Here is a 9,133-nt window from a genome sequence, read left to right on the forward strand (position 1 = left end):
CTCCACCTGCCGTGGGCCTTCGACCTGCTGCCCCCGGCCGGTGGGTGGTCCGCTTGGCCGGGCGTGCGCCCCGACGGCCAGGTGCTCACCAGCCTGGGCGACCTCCTCCGCTTCGAGACCGGCCCGATCGGCGCCGCCCCCATCGGGTGGGCGTTCCTCGTCGCCGCCGCCCTCCCGCTCGCCATCGGCCGGGGCTGGCGCCTGGCCTGGGCGGTGCGGGCGTGGTCGGTGGCCGTCGCGCTGGTCCTGGTCCAGTGGGCGGCCGAGCGGGGCTGGTTCCCGGTCACCCCCGACCCCGAGGTCGGCCTGGCCATGGCGGCCGCCGCCCTCGCCATGGCCGCCGCCCTCGGCGCCGTCGCCTTCGAGGTCGACCTCCCGGGGTTCCGCTTCGGCTGGCGGCAGGCGGCCTCGATGGTCGCCCTCGCCGCCCTGCTGGTCGGCACCGTGCCCGTGCTCGGCGCGGCGGCGGGCGGGCGCTGGGACGTGCCGAGGGAGGGCCTGGCCGACCTGCTGTCCGTGCTCGACGACGAGGCCGGCGGCGGGATCCGGGTGCTGTGGCTCGGCGACCCGGACGCGCTGCCGCTCGCCGGGTGGGAGCTCGACGACGGGGTCGCCTGGGCGCTCGCCGACGGCGCCGCGCCCGGCATCCAGCAGCAGTGGGCCGGCAGCGAGGAGGGGGCCACCGGCCTGGTCGGCGACGCCGTCCGGGCCGCCGCGGCCGGGCGCACCACCCGCCTCGGCCGCCTCCTCGCCCCCTTCGCCGTCCGCTACGTGGTCGTCCCCCAGCGCCTCGCGCCGGTGCCGGTCGACTCGCCCGAGCGGCCGGCGCCGGCCGCCCTCGCCCGCATCCTCGGCGCCCAGCTGGACCTCGAGGAGCGGCGCCTGAACGACGCCGTCCTCGTCTACGAGAACGTCGCCGCGCTGCCGGCGCGGGCGGCCCTGCCGGCGGGGTCGGTGCCGGCCGGCGGCGGCCTGGCCGCCACGGCGTCGTCGGCCCTGCCCGACGCCGAGCCCGTGCTCCCCGGCGCCGGCGGGTTCGCCGACTTCGCCGGCGACGTCCCCGGCGACCGGGACGTCCTCTGGTCGGCCGCCTTCTCCGACCGCTGGCGCCTCGACGGCGCCGGTGCCGAGCACCGCAGGGCCTTCGGGTGGGCCAACGCCTGGTCGTCGGGCGACGGCGGCGCCGCCACCCTGTCCTACGCCACCCCGCCCGTCCGCCACGTGCTGCTCACCGTCCAGGTGCTGCTGTGGCTGGTCGCCGTGCAGTTCGTGCTGGTCGGCCGGCGCCGCCGCCGGCGGGCGCCCGACCCGGTGGCCGGCGCCGTCGACGACCCGCCCGAGTCGGCCGCGGCCGAGCCCGAGGCCGTCCTCCAGGAGGCGGGCGCGTGAGGCACCGCCGCTTCGTCGCCCTCGGCGTGCTGGCGCTCGTGCTGGTGGCCGCGGCGTGGGCCGACCGCGACCCCGAGGCCCGACCCGTGCCGGCCTTCGCCGAGCAGACCCCGTACGTGATGCCGGTGGCCGCCCCGCCGTCGGCCCTGACCACCGCCTGGTACTGCGCCGGCGCCGGGTCCAAGGAGGACGGCCTGGCCGAGGGCACGGTGGTGGTGGCCAACGCCGGCGACGAGGCCGTGCGGGCGTCGGTGACGGTGTTCCCGGCCGGCGGCGAGCCCGAGACCTCGGCCCTCGACGTGCCCGCCCACGGGCGGGCGTCGGCGTCGCTGGTCGACCTCGTCGACGCGACGTCCACCTCCGACGCCACCTATGCCGCCGCGCTGGTCGAGGCGCCGGGGGGCGAGGTCGCCGCCGAGCTGTCCGTCCGGGGCCCGAACGGCACCGACACCACCCCGTGCTCGTCGGGCCCGTCGGACCGCTGGTACTTCGCCTGGGGGGTCACGACGGTCGACGCCAAGGAGCGGCTGCTCCTGTTCAACCCGTTCCCGGCCGACGCCACGGCCGACGTCTCGGCCGCCACCGACGACGGCCGCCGCGACCCCGAGGCGCTCCAGGGCCTGGTCGTGCCCGGGCGGTCGATGGTGGTGGTGGAGGTCAACGAGCACGTGCTGCGCGAGCCCCACCTGGCGCTGACGGTCGCCACCCGGTCCGGCCAGCTGGTCGTCAACCGGGTGCAGGAGCGGGACGGCGAGGGCGGGCCGCGGGGCCTCGCCGTCACCCTCGGCGCCCCCGCCCTGGGCGAGCGCTGGTGGTTCCCGGCCGGCTACGTGGCCGACGGCGTCGGCGAGCGGCTCCACGTCTACAACCCGGGCGACGAGGAGGCCGAGGTCGACGTGCTCGTCACGCTGGACGACCCGGCGACCAACGGCGTGCCCGCCCCCTTCGAGCTGTCGATCCCGGCCGAGGACTGGGTCACCCTCGACCTGAACGAGGAGGAGCGCATCCCGGCCGAGGTCCCCCACGCCATCACCGTCGAGTCCGTGAACGGGGTGCCGGTGGTGGCCGAGCGGGTGGTGAACGACGAGTCGCCGTCGGCGCGCACGGGGATCAGCGCCGAGCTGGGCTCCCGCCTGGCCGCCGAGCGGTGGGTGCTCCCGGCCGGCGCGGCCACCGAGGAGACCGACGAGCTGGTCACCGTGTTCAACCCGTCGGACCGGGCGGCCACGCTCTCCGTCGTGCCCCTCGACGGGAGCCGGTCGCCCGAGCCGATCGTCGACCTCGCCGCCGTCGAGCTGGCCGCCGGCGAGCGCATCGGGCTCCGCCTCGGCGACTTCGTGCAGGCCGAGCAGCTCCCGGTCGTGGTCGAGTCGACCGAGCCCGTCGTCGTCGAGCGCCGCATCGCCGCCATCGACGACCTCGGCGTCGCCGCCACCATGGCGATCCCGCTCTCCGGCTGACGGTGGCATGCTCGGCGGATGGCCGAGCTGACCACGGCGGTGGAGGAGGTCGTCGGGCGGGGCAACGTCCTCACCGGCGACGCCGTCCCGGAGGACTACGGGCACGACGAGGCGCTGACCGGCACGCCGGTGCGGCCCCGCTGGGTGGTGCGGCCGGGGTCGACCGAGGAGGTCGCCGCGGTCGTCCGCCTGGCCGCCGAGCACGGCGTCCCGCTCACGGCCAGGGGGTCGGGCACCGGCCTGTCCGGGGCCTGCATCCCCCGGCCGGACGGCATGGTCGTCAGCTTCGAGCGGATGGCCCGCATCCTCGAGATCGACCTCGGCAACCACGTCGCCGTCGTCGAGCCAGGGGTCACCCTCGACCAGCTGGACAAGGCGGCCTTCGAGCACGGCCTCGTCTACCCGGTGTTCCCGGGCGAGAGCTCGGCCAGCCTGGGCGGCAACGTCGCCACCAACGCCGGCGGCATGCGGGCCGTGAAGTACGGGGTGACCCGCCACCAGGTGCTCGGGCTGACGGCGGTGCTCGGCACCGGCGAGGTCATCCGCACCGGCGGCAAGTTCGTGAAGGCGACGACCGGCTACGACCTGACCCAGCTGATCGCCGGATCGGAGGGCACCTTGGCCCTGGTCACCGAGGCGACCCTGCGGCTCTACCCCCGGCCGGCCCACTCGGCCGCCGTGCTCGCCCCCTACGCCACCCTGGCCGAGGTGACGAGCGCCGTCCCCCGCATCGTCGGCAGCGGCATCGGCCCGCTCATCGTCGAGTACATCGACGTGGTGTCGATGGCCGGGCTCGTCCGCAACGCCGGCCTCGACCTCGGCGTGCCGAAGGACGTGCAGGACGCCACCCGCGCCTACCTCGTCGTCGTGCTGGAGGACCGCAGCGCCGACCGCCTGGACGAGGACGTCGAGGAGCTGGCCGGGGCGCTGGCCGAGCTCGGCGCGCTCGACGTCTACGTGCTGCCGCCCCAGGCCGGGGTGGCGCTGATCGAGGCCAGGGAGAAGGCGTTCTGGACGGCGAAGGCGGCCGGCGCCGACGACATCCTCGACATGGTCGTCCCCCGGGCCCAGATCGCCGACTACATGGCGAAGGTCGAGGCGCTGGCCCAGGCGAGCGACTCGTTCGTGGCCGGCTGCGGGCACGCCGGCGACGGCAACGTCCACCTCTCGGTCTTCCAGCCCGACCCCGAGCGCCGCCGCCGGCTGGTGCTCGACATCTTCCGGGCCGGGCAGGCGCTCGGCGGGGCCGTGTCCGGCGAGCACGGCATCGGCACGACCAAGAAGCACTATTACCTGGAGCTCGAGGACCCGGTGAAGGTCGACCTGCTGCGCCGGATCAAGGCCACCTTCGACCCGGCCGGCATCCTCAACCCTGGCGCCATCTTCGACGCCGAGGCCGCCCGGTGAACGGCGCCCAGGCGCTCGTCCGCACCCTGGTGGCCGGCGGGGTGGACGTGTGCTTCACCAACCCGGGCACCTCGGAGATGCACTTCGTCGCCGCCCTCGACGCCGTCCCCGAGATGCGGGGGATCCTCGCCCTGTTCGAGGGGGTGGCGACCGGCGCCGCCGACGGCTACGCCCGCATGGCCGGCCGCCCGGCGGCCACCCTGCTCCACCTCGGCCCCGGCCTCGGCAACGGCCTCGCCAACCTCCACAACGCCCGCAAGGCCCGCTCGCCGATCGTGAACGTGGTCGGCGACCACGCCAGCTACCACAAGCGCTACGACGCCCAGCTGGAGTCGGACATCGAGACGGTGGCCCGCAACGTGTCGTCGTTCGTGCGCCGGTCGGGGTCGCCCGCCGCGGTGGCCGGCGACGCGGCCGAGGCGGTGGCCGCCGCCGTCGGCCCGCCCGGCCAGGTGGCCACCCTGATCCTGCCGGCCGACGTGTCGTGGATGGAGGGGGCGGCGCCGGCCGAGCGCGTCGCCCCCACCCGGCCCCGCACGGTGAGCGGCGAGGACGTCGACGCCGCCGTCAAGGCGCTGCGCTCGGGCGAGCCGGCGGCGCTGCTCGTCGGCGGCCGGGCCTGCGTGGGCCGGGCGCTGGACGACGCCAGCCGGGTGGCGAGGGCCACCGGCGCCAAGCTGCTGTGCGAGACGTTCCCGGCCCGGTTGGAGCGGGGCGCCGGCCGGCCGCCGGTCGAGCGCCTCGCCTACCTCGGCGAGCTCGCCGCCCTCCAGATGGACGGCCTGCGCCACCTCGTGCTCGTCGACGCCAAGTCGCCGGTGACGTTCTTCGCCTACCCCGGCAAGCCGAGCGACCTGGTGCCCGACGGCTGCCAGGTGCACGTGCTGGCCGGGCCGACCGACGACGCCGTCGCCGCCGTCGCCGCCCTGGCCGACGCCGTCGGCGCCCCGGACGACGGCTGGGAGCGCCAGCCGGCCGGGCGGCCGTCGCCCCCGGCCGGCCCGCTGAGCGCCGACGCGGCGTGCGCGGCCGTCGGGGCCCTGCTCCCCGAGGGGGCGATCGTGGTCGACGAGGCCGTCACGTCCGGCCTGTACGCGCCGGGGCACACCGCCGGCGCCCCGCCCCACGACTGGCTGTCGCTCACCGGCGGGGCCATCGGCCAGGGCCTCCCGACCGCCGTCGGGGCGGCCGTCGCCTGCCCGGGCCGCAAGGTGCTGGCCCTCGAGGCCGACGGGAGCGCGCTGTACACGATGCAGTCGTGGTGGACGATGGCCCGCGAGGGGCTCGACGTCACCACCGTGCTGTTCAACAACCGGTCCTACGCCGTGCTCAACATGGAGCTCGACCGGGTGGGCGCCGAGGCCGGCGGCCCGAGGGCCAAGGCCATGCTCGACCTGCGCCGCCCCGACCTCGACTTCGCGTCGCTCGCCAGGGGGCTCGGCGTGCCGGCGACCACGGCCACGACGGCCGAGGAGTTCACCCTCCAGCTGGAGGAGGCGCTGGCCACGGAGGGCCCGACCGTGGTCGAGGCCATCCTGCCGTCCCGGCTGTGAACGTCCGCTTCGTCGCCAGCGTGTCGCCGATCGTCGCCGACGGCGCGGCGGCGAGGGCGTTCTACCGGGACGCCATCGGCATCGACTTCGAGGAGGACGAGGGCGGCTACGCCTTCACCCACCGGCTGGACGGCGTGAAGCACTTCGGGCTGTGGCTGCTGGCCGACGCCGCCCGGTCCTGCTTCGGCACCGGCGAGTGGCCGGCCGGCGTGCCCGTGCCCCAGGCCAGCATCGAGTTCGAGGTCGACGACGTGGCCGCGGCGGCGGCCGAGCTCGAGGCCGCCGGCCACCGGCTGCTGCACGGGGCGAGGGTCGAGCCGTGGGGCCAGGAGACGGCCCGGCTGCTCGCCCCGGACGGCCTCCTCGTCGCCGTGTGCCGCACGCCGTGGCTGCGGGAGGACGACGCCGGCGCGCCCGGGTAGGGGAGGGCGGTGCCCCGGTCCAGCGGTCGCCCGACGGCGAGCCCGAGCGAGGCGGGCGAGGTGACGGTGACCGGCGGCCTGCGGGCCCGCCTCCGGCCCGCCGTCCCCGTCGCCCGCCGGGTCGCGGGCGAGCCCGCCCCGCCGACCGGCCCGGGCCGCTGATGGCCGAGGCCGCCTTCTGGGGGCTGGTCGGGGGGTTCGCCCTGCTCGTCGGCGCCGTCGCCGGCATCGTCCTGCCGGCCAACCAGCGGGCCATCGGGCTGGTGATGGCGTTCGGGGCCGGCGTGCTCATCAGCGCGCTCGCCTTCGAGCTGACCGAGGAGGCGTTCCGCCGGTCGGGCACCGGGTCGGTCGCCGTCGGCCTCGCCGCCGGGGCGCTGACGTTCTTCGCCGGCGACGCGGTGATCGACCGCCGGGGCGGCGCCGACCGCAAGCGGTCGGGCGGGCAGCAGGAGGACGGGTCACCGGGCGCCATCGTCCTCGGCGCGCTCCTCGACGGCATCCCCGAGTCGGTCGCCATCGGGGTCAGCATCCTGTCGGGCGGGAACGTGTCCGGGCCGGTGGTGGCGGCGGTGTTCCTGTCGAACGTGCCCGAGTCGCTGTCGGCGGCCACCGGGCTGCGCAAGGCCGGGCGGTCGCCCCGCTGGATCCTCGGCCTGTGGACGGCGGTGATGCTCGTCTCGGCGGCCGCCGCGGCCGCCGGCTACGCCTTCCTGGGCGACGCGTCCGGTGGGGTGGTCGGCTTCATCCAGGCGTTCGCCGCCGGGGCCATCCTCACGATGCTCGCCGACACGATGATGCCGGAGTCGTACGAGCACGGCGGGGCGGCGGTCGGGCTGGTGACGGTGGCCGGGTTCGCGCTGGCCTTCCTGCTGTCGACGGCCGACTGAGCGTGGCGTCCCGGCTGCTCGCCCTGTCCGACGGCGTGTTCGCCATCGCCATGACCCTGCTCGTGCTGAACCTGCGGGTGCCGGCGGCGGTGGCGGAGGAGGACGTGGGCCGGGCGCTGCGGGACACGCTCCCGGCGCTCGGCGCCTACGCGCTCAGCTTCGTGGTGATCGCCCTGTTCTGGCTCGGGCACCACCGACTGTTCCAGTTCGTCGCCCGGGTCGACCGGGCGCTGATCCTCCTCAACCTCGTCCAGCTCGGGCTGGTGGCGCTGATCCCGTTCCCGACCGAGGTGCTCGGCGGCTACGGCGACCAGCGCCCGGCGGCCGCCGCCTACGCCGTCGTCCTCGGCCTGGCCGGCGCGGTGAGCGCGCTGGCGTGGGTCCACGTCCTCCGGGCCGGGCTGGCCCACGAGCGGGTGCCGAGGACGGAGCTGGTCCACGGCGTGTGGCGGGCGACGACCCTGGCCGCCGTGTTCCTCGGCTCCCTCCCGCTCGCCGCCGTCTCGGCCACCCTGGCCGAGTGGAGCTGGGCGACGATCGCGGTGGTCTTCTTGGCCCTCGCCCGCCACTACGGCCCCGTCCGCCAGACCTTCCTCCCGGAGGGCTGACCGCTCAGGTCGTCTCGCCGTCCCGGCGCTGCTGCTCGGCCTGCATCGCCGTCAGGACGGCGAGGAAGATCTTCTGCATGTCGTCGTCGAGGTAGCGGCTGGCCCGCCAGAGGACGGCGGCGCCGAGGAAGACGAACGGGCTGACGAGGAGGAAGGCCGTCCGCAGGTTCTCGTCGAAGGCCGACGACAGGGCGGCGACGACGGTGGGGGCGGCGGCGGCGCCGAAGACGACGGCGACGAGGTTGAAGGCCCCGAAGCCGGCGCCTCGGAGGTGGGCGGGGACGGCGTCGGTCAGGCCGGCCCGCAGGCCGGGCACGGCCATCGTGACGACGAACAGGCCGACCAGCTCCAGCGCGAACGCCGGCGGGAACGACCGCAGGCAGTAGGACACGGTGAACAGCAGGTTGCCGGTGAACAGGAACAGCGCCGGCAGGGCCAGGCGGGCGCCCCGCACCCGGTCGGCCCAGCGGTCGGCCACCCGGCCGCCGACCAGCACGCCCGGCACCCCGCCGAGGAGGGCGAGCACGGTGAACCAGGTCTCGCCGTCGCCCTCGGGCACGCCGAGGTGGCGGATGTAGAACTGCGGCAGCCAGGCGGCCACCGCGGTGATCGTGAACAGCAGGGCGGCCACGCCGACCAGCGCGTAGCGCATGGTGCGGATGCCGACGATCGTGCGCAGGTCGGCCCGCAGCCCCTCGACCATGTCGGCCAGGAACCGGCGCACGCCGCCGTCGAACAGGGGCGGGCGCTCGTCGTCGTCGCCGTCGCCGTCGTCGTCGGCCGTGCCGCCGACCGACAGGCGGTCGGCCGCGCCCCGGCGAGGCTCCCGCAGCCGCAGCACCAGGGCGGCGATCACGAGGCCGGGCACGGCGACGACCGCCATGGCCCACCGCCAGCCGATGGCCTCGCCCAGCACGCCGCCCAGCCCGACGCCGACGCCCACCCCGGCGATCATCATCACCTGCTGGATGGCGAAGGCCCGGCCCCGCTGGGCCACCGGGTACCAGTCGCCGATCAGGCTGGCGGCCGACGGCTCGGTGACCGCCTGGCCGAACCCCAGGGCCGAGCGCAGGGCGACGAGCGCCGGGAACGTCGGCGCCAGGCCGCCGGCCGCGCTCAGCACCGACCAGCCGACCACGGTGGCGCCGATCGTCCTCGTGCGGTGCCACCGGTCGGCCAGGTAGCCGGCCGGCACCGTCACCAGCCCGTTGACGACGATGAAGGCGGACAGGAGCACGCCGATGGCGGCGTCGCCCACCCCGAACTCGGCCTTCAGCGGCGTGATCAGGCCCCGGACGATGTTCTTGTCGACCTCGTCGACGAGGATCACGAGCCCGAGCGCCCACATCGGCCAGGCCGGGGCGCGGGCCGCGCCGGCGACGGGGGGCGGCGGCGCCGGCTGGG

General features: G+C 76.5%; 9 protein-coding genes. 8 read left to right on the top strand and 1 reads right to left on the bottom strand.

The annotated features are described in order from the left end of the window. From VGB14_20945 to VGB14_20980, 8 genes are all read left to right on the top strand, one after another. The coding region (locus VGB14_20945) for a hypothetical protein (protein ID HEX9995400.1) at window positions 1-1,389 on the top strand (1,389 nt) is incomplete at its 5' end. Next, window positions 1,386-2,849 carry a DUF5719 family protein gene (locus tag VGB14_20950; protein ID HEX9995401.1) on the top strand — a complete coding sequence of 488 codons (1,464 nt, stop codon included), beginning with the start codon at window positions 1,386-1,388 and terminating at the stop codon, window positions 2,847-2,849. The genes VGB14_20945 and VGB14_20950, both read left to right, overlap by 4 nt. A gap of 18 nt (window positions 2,850-2,867) precedes the next feature. Continuing rightward, window positions 2,868-4,256, top strand: coding sequence for an FAD-binding oxidoreductase (locus VGB14_20955; GenBank protein ID HEX9995402.1), 1,389 nt, complete (start codon window positions 2,868-2,870; stop codon window positions 4,254-4,256). After that, window positions 4,253-5,809, top strand: a complete 1,557-nt coding sequence (locus VGB14_20960; GenBank protein HEX9995403.1) for an acetolactate synthase large subunit — start codon at window positions 4,253-4,255, stop codon at window positions 5,807-5,809. Before VGB14_20955 ends, VGB14_20960 begins: the two co-directional genes overlap by 4 nt. After that, the gene (locus tag VGB14_20965; GenBank protein ID HEX9995404.1) at window positions 5,806-6,231 is read left to right on the top strand and encodes a VOC family protein; all 426 of its coding nucleotides are present in this window, start codon (window positions 5,806-5,808) and stop codon (window positions 6,229-6,231) included. The genes VGB14_20960 and VGB14_20965 overlap by 4 nt, the downstream gene beginning before the upstream one ends. A 9-nt stretch (window positions 6,232-6,240) precedes the next feature. Further along, window positions 6,241-6,393, top strand: a complete 153-nt coding sequence (locus VGB14_20970) for a hypothetical protein (protein ID HEX9995405.1) — start codon at window positions 6,241-6,243, stop codon at window positions 6,391-6,393. Continuing rightward, on the top strand, window positions 6,393-7,121 hold the full coding sequence (locus tag VGB14_20975) for a hypothetical protein (protein ID HEX9995406.1): 729 nt from the start codon (window positions 6,393-6,395) through the stop codon (window positions 7,119-7,121). The genes VGB14_20970 and VGB14_20975 overlap by 1 nt, the downstream gene beginning before the upstream one ends. Window positions 7,122-7,123: 2 nt before the next feature. Beyond that, complete coding sequence (locus VGB14_20980; protein ID HEX9995407.1) at window positions 7,124-7,729, top strand: TMEM175 family protein; 606 nt, start codon at window positions 7,124-7,126, stop codon at window positions 7,727-7,729. Window positions 7,730-7,733: 4 nt separating this feature from the next. Here the strand turns inward: VGB14_20980 and VGB14_20985 are convergent. Further along, window positions 7,734-9,133: MFS transporter (locus tag VGB14_20985; protein ID HEX9995408.1), on the bottom strand; the 1,400-nt coding region annotated here is incomplete at its 5' end.

It is taken from the genome of Acidimicrobiales bacterium (assembly GCA_036399815.1).
Taxonomy (GTDB): domain Bacteria; phylum Actinomycetota; class Acidimicrobiia; order Acidimicrobiales; family DASWMK01; genus DASWMK01.